This is a genomic window from Streptomyces luteogriseus, assembly GCF_014205055.1.
GTDB classification, from domain to species: domain Bacteria; phylum Actinomycetota; class Actinomycetes; order Streptomycetales; family Streptomycetaceae; genus Streptomyces; species Streptomyces luteogriseus.
The window spans coordinates 8,501,828-8,522,501 of the sequence record NZ_JACHMS010000001.1 but is presented as its reverse complement, the minus strand read 5'-3'; the positions used below and the strand labels follow the sequence as shown (position 1 = coordinate 8,522,501).

Below are 20,674 nucleotides of genomic sequence, written 5' to 3'. Positions count from 1 at the left end.
GCGGGGCCCGGTCGGACCGGACCCCGCGCGAGAGTGCTCTCCAGATCCCTCGTACAGGCTGCTACGGCTTGTCGAGCACCGTCCCCGTCAGCACCGGCCTGCCGGGGAGCGGCTCGGCGTTGCGGTCGGTCAGCGCGAGGCGCATCGACTCGACCGGCTCGGCCACCTGGTCCCGTACCGTCGGCACGACGAAGTCCACGCCTGTACTCCCGGGCGGGATGTTCAGCCACGCCCACAGATGCGCGTCGGACAGCGGCCGCTCGGGGTCGGGCACGTCACCGGACCACTCCTCGAGCCACTGCGGGTCCACGTCCTTGGTGGACAGCTCGGCGCCCTCGGTGGCCGCAAGCACCCGCACCGGCACGTAGAGGTCCACCGCCGCGGGCGCGTCCACGGACAGCCGCCAAGTCAGCGTCCCTCCCTCGGTCACGCGGTCCGTGACCGGCGACAGCGTGATCACCGGCTCGGGGTCGTCGTTCTCGACGGTGAGCCCGCCCCGGTACTTGCCGACGACGGCGCCCCGGACGGCCTTGACGGCGATGTCGTGTGCGACGTCGTCGCCGTAGACCGTGTCGCCCTTCACCCGGACCGGCACGTCGATCGCGTCGCTGCCGGGCCGTACGGTCACCAGGCGGTTGCCGGCCCGGCCACCGTCCGGGTCGAGGACGTACACGCGGACCTGCCCGCTGCCGCGCCCGGAGATCTCGACCGGGATCCGGTAGGTGCGGGTGCCCGAGTCGCCCTCCTTGACGATCGTCCGGCCCACGTCGACACGCGGCAGAGCGGCCGCCTTCACCGCCGAAGTGCCGGGTGCCCACCCCCAGGCGTCCATCAACCAGGCCCGCCCGGTCCGTGAACGGGGCGTCAGCTCAAGGGACTTGACGTGCCCGAGGTCGAGTCCGGCCCGGGTCGCGGCCGACAGCGGGACGCGCAGCTCCCGCGCCCAGTAGGAGGCGGTGTTCGCGGAGCCCGGGAGCCCGTCCACCCGGACGGAGCCCAGGTTCACCCGGCGGTCGGAGGAGTCGGTGACGGACACGTCGAACTTCGTGCCGGTGGTGTTCGGCGGGACGAAGACCCGCAGCGCGAGCTGCTGGGCGCCGCGGAGGGAGAGCGGCTTGGTGGGAGCGACACGCGCGGCCCTGCCCGGCGTGGACCATTTCAGGTCCACGGCGCTGCGGCCGGTCTCCCGTTCCGTCTCCCATGACGCGAAGTGCGGTGACGATCCGGGGGTCTCCGGGTGCAGACAGGCCACGGCCGGGTCCGGGTCGATCGCCGAACACAGCCGGGCGCCGGTCACCTTCGCCCCGCCGTCCGGCAGGAAGCCACCGCTGCGGCGGCCGCCGACCGCGTGGGTCAGCACCCGGGCCGGGTCAGCGGACGGGGCGCGCCTGCCGGAACCGTCGAGCAGGGGACGCACCCGGTCGTCCCCGGCGAGGAAGAGCCGGGCCGCGGCGGCGATGTACGTGGCGCCCGCCTTGTGCTGCTGGGCGGCGGTCAGCCGGGTCGCGGCACCCGGCGCGCACACCGGGTCCGCGGGCTGCTCCGGGTCGGTCCCGAAGTCGTCCTGGGCCGGTGCGACGGCCTCGCCCGGGGTCCACTCGCTGTTGAAGTAGTTGTGGTTGGCGCCGACCATGTAGACCGCGCTGTGCAGTGCCGTGCCCCGGCTGATCCCGCGCGTCCCGTCGACGAAGGCCTCGCCCTGCAAGTCCGAGACGTCACCGTCGCAGCCCGGCAGCAGCGTCACCGACGGCACATCGGCGACCGGATTCTGACCGAAGATCGTCGGTCCGATGAGCACCGTCCCGCGCACCTTCCAGCGCACCGGGCCCCGGTAGCCGTCCTCGGCGGCCGGCGGCGGGTAGAGGCTGTCCATGGCGGCCCGGTTGACACCCTCGCCACCGCGCGAGTGGCCGACGAGCAGGACGCGGGAGAGGTCCGCCTTCGCCGCCTGGCGTACGACGGCCGGGGCGGAGGAGCGATGGGCGGTCCAGTCGGCCCAGCGGGCGAGGTGCTGCCGCACCAGCGAGGAACGCGCCTGCGCGCCGGCGTCCTCGGCCTCCCAGTCCTGGGCGTTGATGCCGTTCGCCGAGATCGACACCGTCACATAGCCCTGGGAGGCCAGCAGTCGCTGGTCGCGCAGATAGCCCAGATGGCTCGGGATCGGCTTGTAGCCGTCCGCGCAGGGCCAGTCACCGGTCACGTCGCCCTCGGAGCCCGGCTTGTAGCAGGTGGAGTGGCGGCCGTGCAGGAACAGTGCGAGCGGCCGCCTGCCGGCGGCATCCTTCGGCGCCACGACCTCGGCGGTCATCTCCACCGGGGTGTCGAACCCGGGCAGGCGTACCGGGCCGAGGCCGTACCTCCCTGTGACCGTGCGATACGAGCCGGGCTTGCCCGGATCGACGCCGTTCACCGGCGCCTGCGCGGGCGTGCGTGGCCCGCGCGATCCGGACTCGTGCGTGCCCTCGGCCGCCGCGTCCAGCCGGCGTCCCGCGGCCGTCACCTGAAGGTCCCTCAGCTGCTTGGGCCGCGTCTCGTCGAGGGCGAGCCGGAAGGTCCGCCCGTCCTTCGCCGGCTTGGGCACCCCGAGCAGCCGGCCCCCGGTACGGAACTCGACCCGCGCGTCCCCCATGGGCACGGTCGTCGGCGCACGCCAGACCAGCTCGCGCGTCCCTCCCTTCCCGCCGATCCGCCACCCCGGCGGAAGGGGGTTGTCGTCCCTCGCGCTCAACAGCCCTGATTCGTGTGGCTGTTCAGCCTGTGCCAGTCCGGGCGAGCCCGCCAGGGCCGCCAGCACCGCCACGGCGGTCACACATATTCGCCGGGCACGGATCAATGATCCTCTCCTCAAAACCCCGTGCGCAGACGTCCCGTCGGTCCCGGGCGCCTCTCGCGTCACATAGGACGGGGGAGGGATGTCCGTGGGTTGTCTGTGGAGCGGAGCGAGTGATGTGATCAAGCCAGTGCGGCTGCGGGGACCAGATCCCGCCCGGGCGATCATGCGTTTGGTTGGAGTGCCTCGGCGAAGGGGACTGATGAGCACTGGGGAGATGAGTCGCGCGGACGCCGTCGCACTCGTGCAGCGGATCATGCAGGGGGACCACGCCTCGGACGACGAGGTGGACGGCTGGCTGGACAGGCTCGACAGAGCACTGGCATGCCCGTCCGGTCATGTCGGCGGATTGGTCTTCTGGCCGCCGGAGCGGGAGCTCACGGCCGATGAGGTGGTCGATCAGGCGCTGGCGTACCGGCCCATCGCTCTGTGAGGTACCGCTCTTCGAAGGACTCGGCTCCCCGCTCCGCCGGCCCACAGCGCCACCTCGGTCCTCAGCCAGGGCGATCTCGACTTCGCACAACCCGGTCCGACCCACATATTGACGTGTCACACGTCACACAGCTACTGTCCCCGCGACCTGCTTGATTGAAACGATTCAGCAGACCGGAGAAGCCATGCTTCTGAGGCGCCCCAACATGCTCGGTCTCCTTACGGGCTTCGTCGTACTCGCGGTACTCGGCGGCGTGACCGTGCTGCCCACTCCCCTGTCACCAGCGGCGGCGGCCGCGGGCGTTCCCCTCGCCGTGCGGGCCCTGAGCACCAACAGCCGGACGAACCCCCTCGGCATCGGCGGTGAAGCCCCGGTGTTCGGATGGCAGCTGGCGTCGGACCGGCGGGCGACGGCACAACAGGCCTATGAGATACAGGTCGGCCGCGGACCGGGGGCCGCCGACGTGTGGTCGTCCGGCAAGGTGAGGTCCGGCCGGCAGGTCGACGTCGAGTACGGCGGCCCGCCCCTGAAGTCGGCCACTCGCTACCACTGGCGCGTCCGGGCCTGGGACGACAAGGGAGCGGTGAGCCGGTGGAGCGCGGACGCGTACTTCGAGACCGGCCTGCTGGACGCCGGTGACTGGGACGGCGCGCAGTGGATCACGCGCCCCGGCGCTCCGAGTGAGCTGGACCAGTGGACCGACTACGCCGCGACCGTTCGGTTCACGCTCGACAGCGGCGCCTTCGGCATGTTCCTGCGCGCTCCCGACACGGCCAACGGCTACATGTGGCAGGTCAACGTCACGGCCGCGAGCCCGACGCTGAGACTGCACAAGCAGGTCAAGGGCACGTACAGCGTCGTCAAGGAAGTAGACCTCGCCCCCTACGGTTTCACCAACGCATCCCTCCTCGCCGACCGGCACACCGTGCGCTACGACGTGGCGGGCGACACGATCAGGACGACACTGGACGGCAGGCTCGTCAGCACCTTCACCGACTCCACGTTCGCCAAGGGCTACATCGGTTTCCGCACCCACGCCTGCTGCGGTGAGCGGGGGACGGTCCATGACGCCGTCGTGACCGGCGCCGACGGCAGCACTCTGCTCGACACCGACTTCGCCTCCGGCCGGAACCCCTTCTCCGGCGGTGACATCGCCAACTCCGCCCTCGCGGTCTCCGGCACCACGGACGCCCTGTACGGTCCCGACGTCCGGCCGATGCCCTTGCTCCGCAAGGCCTTCGCGACCGAACCCGGCAAGAAGGTCGCCTCCGCACGGGTCTACGCCTCCGCTCTCGGCGTCTACGCGCTGGAGATCAACGGCAGGCCGGTCGGCGACCAAGTGCTCGCCCCGGGCTGGACCGACTACCACCGGCGCATCCAGTCCCAGACCTACGACGTCACGAAACTGCTCAACAGGGGCGACAACGCGATCGGCGCCTCGCTGGCGAACGGCTGGTGGGCCGGCAAGGTCGGGCTCGGCTGGAGCCGCCAGTACGGCGACACTCCGGCGCTCGTGGCCAAGATGCGCGTTGCCTACACCGACGGCTCCGTGCAATGGATCGCCACGGACGGCTCGTGGAAGGCGGCCGAGGGACCTTACGTGAAGGCCGACCTCCAGGACGGTGAGACGTATGACGCCCGTCTGAAGCCGGCGGGCTGGAGCCGCGCCGGATTCGACGACGCCGGCTGGGAGACGGCGGCGACGGTGGAGTCACGCACCGCCCGGCTCGTCCCGCAGAGCGACGAGCCGGTGCGCGAGACCCAGGTTCTCAGGGCCCGGAAGATGACCGAGCCCGGCTCCGGGACCTACGTGTACGACCTCGGCCAGAACATGGTCGGCGTGTCCCGGCTGACCCTCACCGGCTCCTCCGGCCGGACCGCGAAGATCCGTTACGCCGAGGTGCTCAACAAGGACGGCACCCTCTACACCGACAACTTCCGCAGCGCCAAGGTCACCGACCGCTATGTCTTCGCCGACTCCGGAACGGTCACCTACGAGCCCGCCTTCACCCAGCACGGGTTCCGCTACATCGAGATCACCGGCGTGGACTCACCACCCGCGCTCACCGACGTTCAGGGCGTCGTCTGGGGCTCCGACCTCCCCTCCACCGGCACGCTGGAGACCTCGGACGGCATGCTCGACCAGTTGGTCAGCAACATCTCCTGGAGCCAGCGGGGCAACTTCCTGTCCATCCCCACCGACACCCCGGCCCGCGACGAGCGCCTGGGCTGGACGGGCGACATCAGCCTGTTCGCCCCGACAGCCAACTACCTCGTCGACACCCGCGCGTTCCTGTCCCACTGGATGACGGACGTCCGCAACTCCCAGCACGCCAACGGCGATCTGCCGGCGGTCGTGCCGACCCCCCAGGGCCAGTTCGCCGAGAGCGGCGTCGGCTGGTCCGACGTCATGATCACCGTGCCGTACCACGTGTGGCGCTCCTACGGTGACACCCGCATCCTGCGCGACAACTACCCCGCCATGCGCAGGTTCTTCCAGTTCGTGCGTGAGAGTGCCGGAGCGGACCTCCTGGAGCCCGGCCGCACCACGTTCTTCACCAACGACTGGCTGCATCTGGACGACCCCACCGAGCAGGGCGTCCTGGGCACCGCCTATTACGCCGAGAACGCCCGCATGATGGCGGAAACCGCCGACGCCCTGGGCGACGAGTCCGCGGCGTCCGACTACCGCAAGCTCTCCGCCGACATCCGCCACGCCTTCACCCGGGCCTACGTCTCGGCCGACGGCACCGTGCAGGGCAACTCCCAGACCGGATACGCCATGGCCCTGGGCATGGACCTCGTCGCGGACCCGGCGCTCGTCGGCAAGGTCGGCGAGAGGTTCGTGGCCAAGCTGGCCCTGACCGGCTACCACCTGCGCACCGGCTTCATCGGCACTCCGCTGCTGCTCCCCGCGCTGAGCCGGATCGGCCGCGACGACCTGGCCTACACGATGCTCCTGCACAAGGACTACCCGTCCTGGGGCTACGAGATCGAGAAGGGCGGCACCACCATGTGGGAGCGCTGGAACTCGATCATGCCCGACGGCGAATTCGGCCCCGTCGACATGAACTCCTTCAACCACTACGCGTACGGCGCCGTGGGTGACTGGATGTTCCAGAACATCGGTGGCCTCTCTGCCCTCGAGCCCGGCTACAAGCGCTCCCGGATCGCTCCCGTACCCGGCGGGAGCCTGACCAGGGGTTCCGGAAGCCTCCACACCGTCCACGGCCTGCTGTCGTCGCGCTGGACCAGCCGCAACAGCGTCTTCAGCCTGAGGGTGACGGTGCCGGTCAACACGGTCGCGGAAGTCCATGTCCCGGCCGGCACGCGCCGCGCGGTGACCGAGGGCGGCCGGCCGGCGGACAGGGCGGCGGGAGTCCGCTTCCTGCGTATGGAGGACGGGGCGGCCGTCTTCCAGGTCGGGTCGGGCACCTACGACTTCGTCGCCGGGGCCGATTCCCGCTAGGCAGTCCTGGCGGCGCGCCGCATCGAGGGCGTCCCCGAGCAGGCCGGGCATCCCGGCCTGCTCGGGTCGACCGACCGCCTCCGCGGGAACGCCGCAGCTCCCCGTCCGGCCGGTCGACACCCTTGTTGCCCATGCCGGCCGCCCTCCCCCTGCGACGGGCAGGCCCCTTGCTGCCGCTTCCGGACTCCGGCGCGTTTCTCCACCGTTCTGTCACGGTCCGGGCACGCCTCGCGCGTACTTCTGGCCACGCAACCGCGGTGGCCGAAAGATGTGTCCTCGAGTGCGGGGCCGGCCGCTGCCGGACGGTCGCCCAGGGGGGATGCGATGAACATATGGGAAGTGCCCGGATACACCGGGTCGCTCGAGCTCGGGGAAGGGGCGAGCGGGCGGGTCGTCCTGGCCGTCCACGAGGAGACCGGGGTTCCGGTCGCGGTGAAGTACCTCAGCGAGTCCCTGCGCACCCGGCCGGGCTTCGTGCACGACTTCCGGGCGGAGGCACGGCTGCTGGGCGGGCTGGACAGCCCGTACGTCGCCGGGTTGTACGAGTACGTGGAGAGCCCGGACGGCGCGGCCATCGTGATGGAACTGGTCGACGGCGTCTCGCTGCGTTCGCTGCTGAAGCGGGAGGGCCCGCTCGATCCCGAGGCCGCGCTCGTCATCCTCAAGGGATCGTTGCTCGGGCTGGCCGACGCGCACCGGATCGGCGTCGTCCACCGCGACTACAAGCCGGAGAACGTCCTCGTCACGCCGGGTGGGTGCTCGAAGCTGGTCGACTTCGGCATCGCGGTGGATGCGGGAACCAGCTCGGGTGTGGCCGGGACCCCCTCCTACATGGCCCCCGAGCAGTGGACCGGCGCTCCCGCCTCTCCCGCCGCCGATGTGTACGCGGCCACGGCCACCTTCTTCGAATGCCTCACGGGCCACAAGCCGTACCTGGGCGACAACATCGCCGAACTCGCGCTTCAGCACGTGGACGCACCCGTGCCGGCCGAGGAGGCCCCCGAGGCGGTGCGGGACCTGGTGCGCCGAGGCCTGGCCAAGAACCCTGACGAACGGCCCGCACGTGCCGAGGACCTCGTCGCGGAACTGGAGACCGCCGCCGGCACCGCCTACGGCCCCGGCTGGGAGGAACGCGGCCGGGGCCGGCTCGCCGCGCTGGTGGCCCTGCTGCCGCTGCTCCTTCCCTCGTCACACGAGGCCCCCCGGAGCACCACGGACACGGCGCGCACCGTCCTGCACCGCCGGCCGGGGCTCGGCCGGGCACGGTCCTGGCTGCCCGGTCGGCCGGGACTGCTCGTGTCCGCCGGCGCAGCGCTTCTCGGTGTCCTTCTGACCCTCGGGATCCCCTTCGAACCGGGGACCGCCGCGCAGCAGAAGGCGCAGGCCCTGGCCACCACCAGTGCCCGGCCCGGCGACAGCGGGGCCGCTCCGCCCGCCGCCACCGCCTCCTCGCCCTCTCCGTCCATCACGCCCACCGGGTCAGCGAGCGTGTCGCCGTCACCCTCCCTGTCGTCGCCCTCGGGCCCGGAGACCACCGGTCCGGAGGAGCCCCCGGCCCCCGCCACCTCTTCCGGCGGCCAGGCGACCACCGCACCGGAGGGTCCGGCCACCGCGGCAACGCCGACGGCCACCACCTCCACCCCACCTGCCGCACCCTCCGTCAAGGACGTCGTGGTGTCGGCCTTCCGGCAGACAGGTCCGACCAGCGCCACGGCCACCATCGGAATCACCACGGACGGCACCGGGCCGGTCTCGATCACGGTCTCCTGGTTCACCGGCCGCACGGCGGGCCCGCTGGGCACTGCGGACGGGCCGTCCCAGACCTTCGAGCGCAGCGGCGCCACCCAGTACACCCTCACCGTCGACCACACGTTCCAGGGCCTGGGCTGCTATTGGGCGGTTCAGGCCACCACCACCCCGGGCTCCGCCGACGGGGGCGCCTCGCAGCAGCTCCTCACGAGGCGGTGCGATCTCCGATGACCGCACACGACGACCAGCACGCTCCCGCTCCCGCCGGTGACCCCAACGCGCAGCCGGGACCCGCGGACGGGCCCACCGAGGTGCTGTGGTCCAAAGCCCGGCCGACTCAGGCACTCGGCAGCAGCCGCGCCCGGAGCGGTGAGCCGGGCCCGGCCGACTCCGAGTACAGCGCCACGGTGCTGGCCAGCCACTGGATACAGCGCCCCGCGACGGACGAGACGCTTGTCGAGGCGGCGGCGGAGGAGCGATCGACGCCGCCCGACCGTGTCGAGGGCACCGTGCTTCGCTTCGGCCCTGGCGTGACCGCCTCCGCCGCGCATCGCACCCAGCGGATGCCCGCCGCGACACCGCCTTCCACACCCCGGCTTCGACGGCTGCGCAGGCACACACTGCCCGTGGTCGTGGTGCTCTGCGTTCTCGCGCTCCTCGCCTGGCAGCGGCTCGGGCAGCCGCTCAGGGTCGACGGGATCACGGTCACGGCCCGGCCGACGGCCCTCGGGTGCGACGGCACCGCCCACATCGTCGCCCTCGTCACGACCAACGGCCGTCCGGGCACCCTGTCCTACCGCTGGGTTCGAAGCGACGGCACCGCCTCGGGCGTCCTGGAGGAGGGGACGGTCCGGGGACAGAAGCGGGCACGGCTCCATCTGCGGTGGACGTTCCAAGGTCCGGGACAGCAGACGGCCCGGGCCGAACTGCGCATCCTGTCCGGGCCCGAGCACACGGCGGCCACCCGTTTCACGTACACGTGCCCCTGACCGCTCGGCCCGGCCCGGTTTTCGTGTCACTCGCCGGTCTGCGGACCGTGCGGCTGCAGGAGTTGGTCGACGGGTGCGTGATCGTCGGTGAGCGGTGGGGCGTCGCCGGTCCAGGAGCCGAGGTCCCCGCCGGTGGTGATCTTCCAGCCGGTCTGCCGGGCGTCCAGCTCCTTCTGCGTCGCGCGGAGGTCGAGCGGTCGGTCGGAGGCGAGCACCACCAGGTTGCCGCCCCTGGAACCGGCCGTCGGGCCCTGGCCGATGTCAGCGGGTTCGCCGAGGACGGCGACGTGCTCGAAGGTCTCACCCAGGGTGGCCACTTCGGCGCGGGCGAAGTCCATACCACCGTGATCGATGAGGTTGGCGACGTACAGCCCGTCCTCGACGAGTACCCGCCGTACGTCGGTCATCGCTTCCACCGTGGTGAGGTGCCACGGCACGCTCACGCCTCCGAAGGCGTCGCCGACGACTAGGTCACGGCTGCCGGTGTCCAGGCGCCGCAGCCCCAGCCTGCCGTCCTCGACGCGCACGCCGATGCCGGCCTGGGACGGCAGTCCGAGTCGCTCGCGGTTGATGCCCACGACCCCGCCGTCGATCTCGGAGACGAGGCTGCGCGTGCCGGGCCGCGTGGCCGCGAGGTAACGGGGCAGGGTGAGTCCGCCGCCGCCCAGATGGTGAGCGGCCAGTGGTGCACCTCGCGGAAAGGCGGCGTCCACTGCCGACGCGATGGCGCGCACGTACTCGAACTTCAGACGGGTCGGGTCGTCGACGTCGACGTAGGAGTGCCGCAGGCCGTCCAGAACGAGCGTGCGGCCGTCGCCTCCGGCGGAGTCCGCGACGACACGTGCGCAGTGGTACTTGGTCTCCACGTCGCAGCCTCCGGGTGCGACGGTGACGCCGAGGCCGCCGGCCAGGACCACCAGTGTCAGGGCGGGGGTGCCACGCCACCCGCGCGTTCGCCACTCGACCCACGCCGAGCCGGCCACCAACAGTGCACCGAGGCCGAGCAGTATCGCGCTGACCGGCAACCTCGAGACGAGGACGAAGCCGGTGAGTACGGTGCCGACGATGGCGCCGACGGTACCGACTCCGGACAGGCGGCCGACCACCGCGCCGGTCTCCGCCAGGTTGGTGAGACGCAGCTTCGTCACGAACGGCGTCACCGCGGAGAGCAGCGCGCCCGGCACCAGGATGGTCAGGGACGCGATCACCAGGAGCACCGCTGGTGCCCACTCCGCTGTGGTGCGCAGGACGGACGGGGTGAGCGCCACGACCGCTCCGGACACTCCGAGCGAGGGGCCGATGAGCCGACGGGGATCGACCTGATCCGCGATGTGCCCGCCCAGCCAGGAGCCGAAGGCTATGGCGGTGAGCGCGATGCCGATCACCATGGTGCTGGTCTCGAGGGTCAGGCCGAGGTAGGGAGCGAGCAGCCGCAGCGCGACGATCTCGACCACCAGAACCGCTGCCGATGAACCGAACACCAGCATCGCGGCGGCACGGGGGCCCAGACCGGCACGGCCCGGCTCGCCCTCGGCGGCGGGCGACGAAGACGGGTCGGTCACGAGCGACATTCTTGCACGCGGCGCACGGACCGAACGGCACCGTGCGAACCGTCATCTCTCCGCGTCTCAGCGTGACTTGCGGTCGGCAGAAGTGGATCGGGCACCGCGTCGGGGGAGCGTGCGCCCGCCGCCGGTCATCCCGAGTCGGCCCCGTGGCAAGGAGCTCAGGGGCGAGGTTGCAGCACCTCCAGGGCGCCGGTTTGGGTGTCGTAGCTGCGCAGGGTGGTGAGCCGGATGGACAGCGGTGGTGCCGGCAGCAGCTCGGGGACCCGCCGGCCCGCGAAGGCACCGGCTCGGCGGGTCCGGCCGAGGGTGATGTGCGGGGCCCAACGCCCGGGTTCGTGGAAGGGGTTGAGGGTCGCGGGCGGGCTGTCCGAGGCCACCGCCTCCCACACCCGGCGGTGCAGCGCGGCCAGCGGGGGGTCGAGGTCCAGCGCCCAGGCCAGCACCGAGGTGGGCCGCTCGAAGCGGACCACGCCGGTGCACCGCACCGGCAGCGGCAGGGCGGCGGCCACCTCGGCGAGTTCCCAGCGGATCGGGGCGGTCAGTTCCGGGCACGCGGCCAGAGTCAGGTGCGGGCTGTTGGTCGGTGAGCGGTGACGTGCCTGGCTGGGCAGCCCCGCGTCCGCGAGCCTCCGCCAGGCCTCCCGGACCGCTTGCTCAGCCGCCTCGTCCAACAAGAGCTCGACCGTGCGCACCCCCGCAGCCTACCGGCGATCACCTACACGGCAGCGCCGACAGGGCCGCGGGCCCCGGGGGCCTGGACGTCTTCATGGCGTGGCCCTGACGTACAGGATGGCCCGGCGCTGTCGTGTACGCCGCACGAGGCTGCCCCCTGAGCAGTGGTCGGTGCTGGAGTCGTTGCTGCCTGCGGTGCACAAGTCGCAGGTGGCCTGGCTGTCGGCGGCTGGTGGGCGGTGTGCGGTGGCGGGTTCGGACCGGAGTTCCGTGGCGGGGGCCGTCCGCCCGTCTTCCATCGTGAGGACTGCACGGCCCGGCATGCGGTCGAGTGCGGGATCAGCCGTCTCGAGCAGCACGGGGCCGTGGCGACCCCGTGCGACAAACTTGCGGTCCGGTTCGAGGCGACGGTTCAGGTCGCGGCGATTCATCAGTGGCTGTGAACCCTCAGTCTGCCGTCGTGCGGATGCCCCAGCAGGAAAGGACGGGCCTGCGGTCATTACGGAGGAAGGGCGCGTTTCCCGGCATCGGCGCGGGGCGGTGTGTATGGGGTTGCACCTTCCGTAGCGGCATGTGGTCCGGTGGACTTACGTCCCGGTCCCTTGAGGAAAGGTCCCTGCTCATGTCCTTCATGCCACCTCGCCAGGTCAAGATCGGTGACGCGGCGGCCTTCGTCGGCACCACGCCGCGGGCGATTCGCCATTACCACGAGATCGGCCTGCTCCCCGAGCCTGAGCGGGGCGGCGACGACCGGCGCCGCTACGGGTACGAGGACATGATCCGACTGCTGTGGATTCGCAAGACGGCCGACGCCGGGATCGCCCTGGACGACATCCGTGACGCCTTTACCACCGGCACGGCTTCCGCCGGTGCGGACAGCGGAGACGGTATCGCGGGCGTCCTGGAGCGGCTGGAGGAAACCCTCGCCGAGCAGGAGGCGGAATTGCGGCGGCAGCGGACCGCTGTGCAGCGGATGCGCACCGAAGGCAGCCGGATGGGCCTGCTCTCCGAATTCGTCACCGACCGTCTCAAGAGTCTGCCCGAGGGCTCCCTGCGTCAGGCGGACCTGGACAGTCTGCTGGTCACTGAGCGGATCCTCGGCCCGCTCGGCGCGGCCGTCCAGACCGCCCGCTTCGTCGTCCTGGCTACGCATCCCACTCTGCGGGAGGACTCCGACCGCATCGATGACGCCGAGGAGGCACTCGATGACAGCGTCGCCGTCGATGATCCGCGGGTGGCTCAGGTGGCCGTCGAGCGGCACGCCTTCGAAAGCGCCCTGCGGGCCGTCATCGAGGAGTCGGGCCTGGCGAAGGACGACGATGCCCTCTTCGACGCCTGGGACACCATGCACCCTGCTACCGCCGATGACGGCGAGGGCGAGGCCGTCATCGGCTCCGGCAGGCGGGAGGCTGACTCCATGAGCGCGTTCGAAGCCATCGGCAAGATGCCCTACGACTTCTCCCCAGCCCGCCTGCGCTGTATGGAACTGGCCGAAGAACTATCCGCCCAAGAGCCACCCGCCACCTGAAACACGGCCTAGCAGGGCCTGACGTACCAGACGGGGGTCCAGTTGTAGCTCGCCACGCTGAAGGGGGCTCCGAGGGTGACGTCGATGACGGTGCGGTTCTGGTTCTTGAACAGTGCCCGGGTACCGCGCGTCTGGTTGTTGTAGTAGGAGCCGTCGCCGGTCCAGTTCTGCAGCGCGTAGTCCTGGCAGTTGTACAGGGCGAGTCGGTCGCCCATGCCGAGGGTCTGACGGTACATGCAGAAGTACTCGTAGTCGCACTCCCATTGGGCCGCGGTACGGCTCGCGGCCGGTGTGCTCAGGTCACGCACGTACTGCTCGCCGGGGACGGTGACCGTCAGCCTGGCACCGTCGGTCAGGACGATCTCGTTCGGCGATACCTGTCGTCCGTCCTGGCGGGCCAGGTAGCGGTCCACCTTGGCCTGCAGAGCACCGGCCTTGTCCTGGCCGAGTCCGGCGGCCCGGGCCTGTTCGGCGAAGACCGCCCGGGTGTGTGTCGTCTCCGCGGATGCCGGGCCCGCCGATCCCACCGTCAACAGGGCCGCGGCCGCAGCTGCGAGGGACGCGTAACGCTTCAGTCTGGCCATGCCATTCCTTTCCTGAGGGAGCAAGGGGAACGTACTCGGCCTGACCTGCGGTCTCCTCCTGACAGGTGTCAGGAGGACACCGCGGCAACCAGCGGAGGGCGGTGTGCCGGGGCCGTTCGCCGGCATCCGAACGGGCGACGCACGGCGGCCGACCGCATCCGGTCCCGGTCCGGCGGACGAACCCTCCACCGCCCGCACGCACGCCCCGCTCGACGGAAGGCTTCCTGCCATGGCCACCGCGCACTGGCTCTTCGGCGACCAGCTCGGACCCCATTTCCTCACCCCCGGCAGTGGACAGGGCCCCGACCGCGGGGCGCCCGTGGTGATGATCGAGGCACGTTCGGTCTTCAGACGCAGACGATTTCACCGCGCCAAGGCCCATCTGGTGCTGTCGGCGATGCGGCACCGTGCGGCGGAGCTGGGTGAGCGGGTGACGTACGTGCGGGTGGAGACGTACCGCGAGGGCCTGCGCCGCGCCGTGGGCGACGCACCGGTGACCGTGTGCCACCCCACCTCCTACGCGGCGCTGCGACTGGTGCGCTCCCTGCCGGGAGTGCGGGTGCTGCCCGCCCGCGGTTTCCTGGTCGCGCACGAGGAGTTCGCCGGCTGGGCCGAGGGGCTCGGCGGACGGCTGCTCCAGGAGAACTTCTACCGCTGGGTGCGCGAACGGCACGACCTGCTGATGGACGGCGGTCGCCCGGCCGGGGGCCGGTTCAACCACGACCACGACAACCGCGAGCCCCCGCCGCGGGGCGCCACCGCACTGGACGTGCCGGGGCCGTACCGGCCGCGCGAGGACGACATCGACGCCGAGGTGCGGGAGGACCTCGAGCGGTGGGAGCGCGAGGGCGTGGTGCGGTTCGTCGGCCGGGACGGTCCCCGCCGTTTTCCCGCCACCCGGCGCGAGGCCCTGTCGGCGCTGCGCCGTTTCGTGGCGCACCGGCTGCCCGCTTTCGGGCCGTACGAGGACGCGATGCTGGCCGGTGACCCGGTGATGGCCCACAGTCTGCTGTCGTCCTCGATGAACCTGGGACTGCTGCACCCGGCCGAGTGCGTGGAGCGTGCCGAACGGGCCTGGCGTGAGGGCGCCGTTCCGGTGAACAGCGCCGAGGGGTTCGTACGCCAGGTCGCGGGATGGCGTGAGTACGTCTGGCAGTTGTACTGGCACTTCGGCGACGACTACCGGCACGGCAACGCCCTCGGGCACACACGGGAGTTGCCGGCCTACTTCACCGGACTCGACGCGGACGCGGTCACCGCTCGCTGTCTTTCCGGGGTGCTCGCCCAGGTCCGTGACACCGGGTGGACGCACCACATCCCCCGGCTGATGGTGCTGGGCAGCCACGCCCTGCAGCGCGGCTGGGACCCGGCCGCCGTCACCGACTGGTTCCACCGCTGCTTCGTCGACGGTTACGACTGGGTGATGCTGCCGAATGTGGTCGGCATGTCCCAGTACGCGGACGGCGGCCGGATGACCACCAAGCCGTACACCTCGGGCGGCGCCTACATCCACCGGATGAGCGACCTGTGCGAGGGCTGCGCCTACCGGCCGACCCAGCGCACCGGCGCTCGCGCATGCCCGTACACCGCCGGGTACTGGGCCTTCCTGCACCGGCACCGGCACCGCCTGTCCGGCAACGCCCGGATGCGGCGGGCGGTGCAGGGCCTGGACCGGCTCGCCGACCTCGACGAGGTGCTGCGCCAGGAACAGCGGCGGGGCGACGGGGTGCCGTGACAAGGCGGCCCCGGCGCACGGTGCCGACGGCGCTCGCCGTGCCTCGTCAGGACGGCACGGCGAGCGTGGGTCGGGGGCGGCTACTCGACGATCTTCAGCAGTTTGTTCGCGGTTCCCTGGGCGGGGTTGGAGATCTTGTCGGGTGTGGCGCCGTCGGTGAGCGCCTTGGCGACCTGCTCCGGCGTGGCGTCCTTGTGGCCCGCCAGGTAGACGGCCGCGGCGCCGACGACGTGCGGCGTCGCCATGGACGTGCCCGATATGGTCTTGGTGCCCTCGTCGCTGTCGTTCCACGCGGAGGTGATGTCGGAGCCGGGGGCGTACACGTCCACGACCGAGCCGTAGTTGGAGAAGTCCGACTGCTTGTCGTCCTTGGTCGAGGACGCGACGGTGACGGCTTCCTTCACGCGGGCCGGGGAGCCCTGACCGGCGTCGGAGGATTCGTTGCCCGCGGCGACGGCGAAGGTGACGCCGGCCGCGATGGCCTTGCCCACGGCTTCGTCGAGGGCCTCGTCGGCGCCACCTCCCAGACTCATGTTCGCGACGGACGGGCCCTGATGGTTCTTGGTGACCCAGTCGATGCCGGCGACGACCTGTTCGGTGGTTCCGGAGCCGTTGTCGTCGAGCACTCGGACGGCGACGATCTTCGCCTTCTTCGCGACACCGTGGGATGTGCCCGCGATCGTGCCGGCGACATGGGTGCCGTGCCCGTTGCCGTCATTGGCGTCGTTGTCGTTGTCCACGGCGTCGAAGCCGGAAGCGGCCCGTCCCTGGAAGTCCTTGTGCGAGGTGCGCACGCCGGTGTCGATGACGTACGCGGTCACGCCCTCGCCCGCGCTGTCGGGGTAGGCGTACTTGCTGTCGCCGGCGGTGTCCGCCTGGTCCAGGCGGTCGAGGCCCCAGGAGGGCGGGTTGTCCTGGGTGGCGTTGATGCTGAACTTCTTGACCTGCACCACCTTGGCGACCGACGGGTCGGCGGCGAGACGCCTGGCCTCGGCGGGCGAGAGGCCGCCGACGGAGAAGCCGTCGAGGGCAGCGGTGTAGGTCCGCTGGAGCTTGCCGCCGTATTCCTTGGCGAGCGAGGGCTTGTTCACCTTGTCGTCCAGCGTGACGATGAAGCTGCCGGGTACGGCTCCCTTCGCGCCGAGGCCGTACACGGTTCCCTCGGCGGGAGCGGGTTCGGGAGCGATCTGTGCGTGGGCCGTCCCGAAGGTCGTCAGGGTTGCGACGACGGCCGTGGCGGTGAGGACCTGCATTCTGCGTGTGAATGCGCGAGCTGACATGTGAGGGTTCTCCTCGTCACTTTTCGTGGGGGGTGTGGGGGTTCGGACCGGAACCGCGTTCGGTCCGCCTCGAACCTGACTCATTGATGTGCTCAGATCAAGAGCTTCACGCCAACCCACGCCGTTTCAGCAGGTCAGTTGCGCACGAACCGGCCACGCTCCCAGCGCGCTTCTTCATCACACGCCGGACGCTCATACGGACGTTGTGTCGAGGGTGTGTGACCATGCGCCCGGGGTGGCGGTGGTTCCGAACAATCTGGGTAGACAGCGCCAGTTCCACAGCAAGCGATTGCGGACCAACATCTTGTTCAACACAAAATGTGTGGCGGACCGCGCCCGGCAGCGAGAACCAGGCCGATTCGTTACCCCGGCCTGACACGCGCCGCCGCCCGCGGTCGCGAACGGCCGTTCAGGGCGTGAACGGAGGAGCCGCGTCGCCGCGGGCGTCCAGGGGACAGGCGTTCAGGAGTGTCGCGGCGTCTGCTTGTCCGGGCATCGGGACGGTGTGGGAGGCCGGCGGGCGGTGTCCGTGCATGAGCCAGTTCTCCAGGGCCGTGAAGGCCGTGCGATGGCATGGCGTGAGCGGACGCAGGCGGTGCGGGTGGGTGTCGACGAGGGCGTCCGTGTGGGTGCCGCCCTCGATGCGGTAGTAGCGGTGCAGCCGGTCGCGGCCGGCCTGGCGCACCATGCGGGCGTAGACGTCGGAGTCCTGGGTGATCGGCAGCAGGACGTCCAGGGTGCCGTGCAGGGTGATCAGCGGTTTGCCGATCCGGCCGGTCAGAGCGATCTTCTCCATGGCCTTGCGGACCTCGCGGGGCCGGGCCGCGTAGTCGTAGTCGGCGTCACAGGCCGGGGTGCCCGGCGCGCAGAAGGGCGTGCCCGCCTCGGCCGGGCCGTCGAAACCGGGATCCAGCTCCTCGCGGTAGATGCGCTGGGTCAGGTCCCAGTACACCCTGTGGTGGTACGGCCAGAGGAACTCGGACCCTGCCGGGAAGCCGGCGGTGTGCAGAGCTCTGCGTGCCGCGTCGGCTCCCTCACCACCGGTGGCGAACACGGGGTGGTTGCGCAGCGCCTGGGGAAGGAAGTCCAGCAGGGTGGGCCCGTCGGAGCGCCACAGGGTGCCCTCCCAGTCGACTCCCCCGTCGTAGAGGCCGGGATGGTTCTCCAACTGCCAGCGCACGAGGTACCCGCCGTTGGACATGCCGGTCGCCAGTGTGCGTGACGGCGGGCGGCGGTAGTGGCGGGCGACCGTGGCGCGGGCGGCCCGGGTCAGCTGGGTGAGCCGGTCGTTCCATTCGGCGATGGCGTCGCCCGGCTCCTTGCCGTCCCGGTAGAAGGCCAGGCCGGTGTTGCCCTTGTCGGTGGCGGCGTAGGCGTAGCCGCGGGAGAGCACCCAGTCGGCGATGGCGCGGTCGTTGGCGTACTGCTCCCGGTTGCCGGGGGTGCCGGCGACCACCAGACCGCCGTTCCACCGGTCGGGCAGACGGATGACGAACTGGGCGTCGTGGTTCCAGCCGTTGTTGGTGTTGGTGGTGGACGTGTCCGGGAAGTAGCCGTCGATCTGGAGGCCGGGTATTCCGCTGGGCACGGCCAGATCCCTGGGCGTCAGGCCCGCCCAGTCGGCCGGGTCGGTGTGACCCGATGCGACGGTGCCCGCAGTGGTCAACTCGTCGAGGCAGGCTACGCGTTGATGCTCGGCGCCCGGTACGCGCACCCGGGTGGGGTGCATGCAGTGGATGCCGCCCGGGCCGGCCGGTGCCGCCGCGGCGGGTGGGGCGGGTTCGGCAGGCTCGGCGGGTTCGGCAGGCGAGGCGGTGAGCGTGCAGGTGAGGGCGGCCAGGGCCAGGCCCGCCGAACCGCCGCGGAGCCAGGAGCGGGCCGGGGGGCGGGATGTGAGCCGCATGGGTGAGCCTCCGCGGTCGGGTACAGGGATGCGCGGGAGGCTATGGCGCCGTTCGGCTGCCACATATGGGGCCGCCCAACACCATCCGGGGCCGCTGCGTAGCTGTCGGCACCACCGGACGCTGAGCGGATCGGCCCTACCACCGTGGGCGGGGGCGGGTCCGGGAGCTCCTGCCCCCTCTGTCGACTGCTGCCATACACGGCCGTGCACGAGCCGGGAAATGTACCGCCGTCACACAGGTTCTCTTCACGCGTGGCTGTCCCACCCATGCCGCCGTCGGGACGCGCACACCGATGATGCACGCCACACGCTCGTCGCCGCTCCCCCGGTACCGGCGAGCTCCCCCCACATCAGGAGGCAGTCGTCATGGGACAGTCGCATCCTGCGTTCCGTTTCTCACGGGCCCGGGCCCTCGTCAGAGGCCTGCGCCGATGGGCAACCGCCGCCGGGGCTCTCGCCCTGACCGGCGGGCTGCTCGCTGCCGGCCCCCAGGCATCCGCCGCGGGTCTGACCCAGGTCACCGGGTTCGGCACCAACCCCGGCAACCTGTCGATGTACACCTACGCGCCGGACGCTCTGCCCGCCGGGGCCCCCTTGGTCGTCGCCCTGCATGGCTGCACGCAGAGTGCGAACGACTACTACGCGCACTCCGGCTGGCCCAAGTTCGCCGACGCCTACGGTTTCGCGCTGGTCCTGCCCCAGACCAGCAGCGCCAACAACGCCAACTCCTGCTTCAACTGGTTCCAGCCGGGCGACAGCGGACGCGGCCGGGGTGAGGCGCTGTCGATCAAGCAGATGGTGGACAAGGCCGTCGCGCTGTACGGCGGCGACACCCGGCGCGTCTACATCACCGGCCTGTCCGCCGGCGGCGCCATGACGGCGAACATGCTGGCCGCCTACCCCGACGTCTTCGCGGGCGGGGCGATCGGCTCCGGACTGCCCGCCCACTGCGCGAGCAGTGTGTCCACGGCGTACACCTGCATGTACAGCCCGCCGGACAAGAGCCCCGCCCAGTGGGGGGAGTCGGTGCGTTCGGCCGCTCCGGCCGGCACGCACTCCTGGCCGCGCGTGGCGATCTGGCAGGGCACCGCCGACACCACCGTGCGGCCGGCCAACGCCACGGAGCTGCGCGACCAGTGGACGAACGTGTGGGGCATCGGCCAGACGCCGTCCCGTACGGAGAGCCTCGGCGGGGGCACCACGCTGAGCGTGTACGACGATGCCTCCGGCCGCTCCGCCGTCGAGGTCTACACCGTCTCCGGCATGGGGCACGGACTGGCCGTCGACCCGGGCAGCGGCGCCGAACAGTGCGGCAGCGCCGGAACCTACTACCTCGACTCCATCTGCTCCAGCTACCACACCGCCCGCTTCTGGGGGCTCGACGGCGACGAGGACACGGGCTCCCTGCCCGCGCCCACCGGGCTGACGGTCACGGGTACCACCGACACCACGGTCTCCTCGAGCTGGCAGGCGGTCGCAGGCGCGGCCTCGTACGCCGTCCGTCGCGACGGCACACAGGTGGGCCGTACGACGTCGGTTTCCTACACCGACACCGGCCTGGCCGCCGGCACGACATACCGCTGTACGGCGACCGCCGTGGACACCGCCGGTGAGACGGGCAGCGCCTCCCCCGCCGTGGCGGCCACAGCCACCGGCTTCACGCCCACGTGTCACACGGCCGACAACTACGAGCACACAGCCGCCGGCCGCGCCTACCGGAGCGGCGGTCACGCCTACGCCAAGGGTTCGGGCCAGGCCATGGGGCTGTGGAACACCTTCACCGGTCACACCCTCAGGCAGACGGCGCCCGGTCACTACGTCATCGACGACGCGGGCTGTCCGGACTGACCCTCAGCCGCCCACGTCACGCCGCGGCATCACACCGCCCTTTGGCACGTCGGCCCCTGACACCGCTGGCGCCCGTCCTCGTACGG

At 71.3% G+C, this 20,674-nt stretch carries 13 protein-coding genes and 1 pseudogene; 8 read left to right on the top strand and 6 right to left on the bottom strand.

Features of this window, described 5'->3' with window-relative positions; all coding sequences use genetic code 11:
• Positions 1-61: 61 nt before the first annotated feature.
• The gene (locus BJ965_RS37885) at positions 62-2,833 is read right to left on the bottom strand and encodes a hypothetical protein (RefSeq protein ID WP_184916286.1); all 2,772 of its coding nucleotides are present in this window, start codon (positions 2,831-2,833) and stop codon (positions 62-64) included.
• 199 nt (positions 2,834-3,032) lie between these two features.
• On the opposite strand from BJ965_RS37885, the gene BJ965_RS37880 reads away from it, so the two are divergent.
• The 4 genes from BJ965_RS37880 to BJ965_RS37865 all read left to right on the top strand — a co-directional run bounded on the left by BJ965_RS37880 (position 3,033) and on the right by BJ965_RS37865 (position 9,470).
• A complete protein-coding gene (locus BJ965_RS37880; RefSeq protein WP_030847963.1) occupies positions 3,033-3,263 on the top strand; it encodes a hypothetical protein in 231 nt (76 codons plus the stop codon).
• A gap of 205 nt (positions 3,264-3,468) precedes the next feature.
• Positions 3,469-6,732, top strand: a complete 3,264-nt coding sequence (locus BJ965_RS37875; protein ID WP_184916283.1) for an alpha-L-rhamnosidase — start codon at positions 3,469-3,471, stop codon at positions 6,730-6,732.
• Between the two features lie 324 nt (positions 6,733-7,056).
• The gene (locus tag BJ965_RS37870) at positions 7,057-8,712 is read left to right on the top strand and encodes a serine/threonine-protein kinase (RefSeq protein WP_184916280.1); all 1,656 of its coding nucleotides are present in this window, start codon (positions 7,057-7,059) and stop codon (positions 8,710-8,712) included.
• Positions 8,709-9,470 (top strand): hypothetical protein, encoded by a 762-nt coding sequence (locus tag BJ965_RS37865; RefSeq protein WP_246546241.1) that lies wholly within the window; start codon positions 8,709-8,711, stop codon positions 9,468-9,470. The genes BJ965_RS37870 and BJ965_RS37865 overlap by 4 nt, the downstream gene beginning before the upstream one ends.
• A 26-nt stretch (positions 9,471-9,496) precedes the next feature.
• Here the strand turns inward: BJ965_RS37865 and BJ965_RS37860 are convergent, their stop codons facing one another.
• Both BJ965_RS37860 and BJ965_RS37855 read right to left on the bottom strand, forming a co-directional pair.
• Positions 9,497-11,041, bottom strand: coding sequence for a fused MFS/spermidine synthase (locus tag BJ965_RS37860; protein WP_184916275.1), 1,545 nt, complete (start codon positions 11,039-11,041; stop codon positions 9,497-9,499).
• Between the two features lie 155 nt (positions 11,042-11,196).
• Complete coding sequence (locus tag BJ965_RS37855) at positions 11,197-11,730, bottom strand: 2'-5' RNA ligase family protein (RefSeq protein WP_184916272.1); 534 nt, start codon at positions 11,728-11,730, stop codon at positions 11,197-11,199.
• Positions 11,731-11,985: 255 nt separating this feature from the next.
• Between BJ965_RS37855 and BJ965_RS40625 the strand changes: the two are divergent.
• Positions 11,986-12,153: pseudogene (locus BJ965_RS40625) on the top strand (IS5 family transposase); the annotation flags it as partial.
• 173 nt (positions 12,154-12,326) lie between these two features.
• On the top strand, positions 12,327-13,238 hold the full coding sequence (locus BJ965_RS37850; protein WP_184917980.1) for a MerR family transcriptional regulator: 912 nt from the start codon (positions 12,327-12,329) through the stop codon (positions 13,236-13,238).
• 8 nt (positions 13,239-13,246) lie between these two features.
• Here BJ965_RS37850 and BJ965_RS37845 read toward each other — a convergent pair whose 3' ends face one another.
• The gene (locus tag BJ965_RS37845; RefSeq protein WP_184916269.1) at positions 13,247-13,822 is read right to left on the bottom strand and encodes a hypothetical protein; all 576 of its coding nucleotides are present in this window, start codon (positions 13,820-13,822) and stop codon (positions 13,247-13,249) included.
• 229 nt (positions 13,823-14,051) lie between these two features.
• Between BJ965_RS37845 and BJ965_RS37840 the strand changes: the two genes are divergently transcribed.
• Positions 14,052-15,557 (top strand): cryptochrome/photolyase family protein, encoded by a 1,506-nt coding sequence (locus tag BJ965_RS37840; RefSeq protein ID WP_184916266.1) that lies wholly within the window; start codon positions 14,052-14,054, stop codon positions 15,555-15,557.
• 80 nt (positions 15,558-15,637) lie between these two features.
• Here the strand turns inward: BJ965_RS37840 and BJ965_RS37835 are convergent, their stop codons facing one another.
• Positions 15,638-16,837 (bottom strand): S8 family peptidase, encoded by a 1,200-nt coding sequence (locus tag BJ965_RS37835; RefSeq protein WP_184916263.1) that lies wholly within the window; start codon positions 16,835-16,837, stop codon positions 15,638-15,640.
• Between the two features lie 409 nt (positions 16,838-17,246).
• Positions 17,247-18,740 (bottom strand): tannase/feruloyl esterase family alpha/beta hydrolase, encoded by a 1,494-nt coding sequence (locus BJ965_RS37830; protein ID WP_184916260.1) that lies wholly within the window; start codon positions 18,738-18,740, stop codon positions 17,247-17,249.
• 366 nt (positions 18,741-19,106) lie between these two features.
• On the opposite strand from BJ965_RS37830, the gene BJ965_RS37825 reads away from it, so the two are divergent.
• A complete protein-coding gene (locus BJ965_RS37825) occupies positions 19,107-20,588 on the top strand; it encodes an extracellular catalytic domain type 1 short-chain-length polyhydroxyalkanoate depolymerase (RefSeq protein ID WP_184916257.1) in 1,482 nt (493 codons plus the stop codon).
• Positions 20,589-20,674: the final 86 nt, after the last annotated feature.

What these genes read in the sequence shown, in the direction of transcription:
- BJ965_RS37835 (WP_184916263.1), bottom strand. Translation starts at nt 16,837, where the DNA reads ATGTCAGCTCGCGCATTCACACGCAGAATGCAGGTCCTCACCGCCACG.
- BJ965_RS37830 (WP_184916260.1), bottom strand. Translation starts at nt 18,740, where the DNA reads ATGCGGCTCACATCCCGCCCCCCGGCCCGCTCCTGGCTCCGCGGCGGT.
- BJ965_RS37880 (WP_030847963.1), top strand. Translation starts at nt 3,033, where the DNA reads ATGAGCACTGGGGAGATGAGTCGCGCGGACGCCGTCGCACTCGTGCAG.
- BJ965_RS37865 (WP_246546241.1), top strand. Translation starts at nt 8,709, where the DNA reads ATGACCGCACACGACGACCAGCACGCTCCCGCTCCCGCCGGTGACCCC.
- BJ965_RS37875 (WP_184916283.1), top strand. Translation starts at nt 3,469, where the DNA reads ATGCTCGGTCTCCTTACGGGCTTCGTCGTACTCGCGGTACTCGGCGGC.
- BJ965_RS37845 (WP_184916269.1), bottom strand. Translation starts at nt 13,822, where the DNA reads ATGGCCAGACTGAAGCGTTACGCGTCCCTCGCAGCTGCGGCCGCGGCC.
- BJ965_RS37860 (WP_184916275.1), bottom strand. Translation starts at nt 11,041, where the DNA reads ATGTCGCTCGTGACCGACCCGTCTTCGTCGCCCGCCGCCGAGGGCGAG.
- BJ965_RS37825 (WP_184916257.1), top strand. Translation starts at nt 19,107, where the DNA reads ATGGGACAGTCGCATCCTGCGTTCCGTTTCTCACGGGCCCGGGCCCTC.
- BJ965_RS37870 (WP_184916280.1), top strand. Translation starts at nt 7,057, where the DNA reads ATGAACATATGGGAAGTGCCCGGATACACCGGGTCGCTCGAGCTCGGG.
- BJ965_RS37840 (WP_184916266.1), top strand. Translation starts at nt 14,052, where the DNA reads ATGGCCACCGCGCACTGGCTCTTCGGCGACCAGCTCGGACCCCATTTC.